General features: G+C 55.7%; 1 protein-coding gene. It reads left to right on the forward strand.

Annotated elements, in window-relative coordinates; translation table 11 throughout:
- Positions 1-420, forward strand: a 420-nt coding sequence (locus AACT19_RS25335; RefSeq protein WP_207551979.1) for a Calx-beta domain-containing protein, incomplete at both ends; no start/stop codon positions are given.

Genomic DNA, 420 nt, shown 5'->3' on the forward strand with positions numbered 1-420 from the left:
GTACAGGCCCAGGAACCCCAGACAACGATAAGCCAGCATTATCTGTGACTGACGCGGGTGACGTGAACGAAGGGACAGATGCGGTCTTCACCGTGTCACTGTCGAATGAAACCGAAGCGCCAGTGGTGGTGAATCTAGCGCCAACGACGGACGGTAACTACACAGCAGAAGCCAACGACCTTGGTGACATGGTGGTGACTTACGTCGATGGAACTAACCAGACACAAACTCTGACGGTGGATGGAAGCGGCAACGTGACGATCCCAGCGGGCGTGACAGCGATTACTGTGACCGTTCCGACTGCAGACGACAATGTCTATGAAGGCGATGAAACCTTCGGTCTAGTGGTGACAGAATCGAACGGCGTGACGTCTAACGGCACGGCGACAGGCGAAGCGAGTACAGGTACAGGCCCAGGAA

Source organism: Vibrio sp. 10N.222.47.A9, assembly GCF_963872585.1.
Lineage (GTDB): Bacteria > Pseudomonadota > Gammaproteobacteria > Enterobacterales > Vibrionaceae > Vibrio > Vibrio splendidus.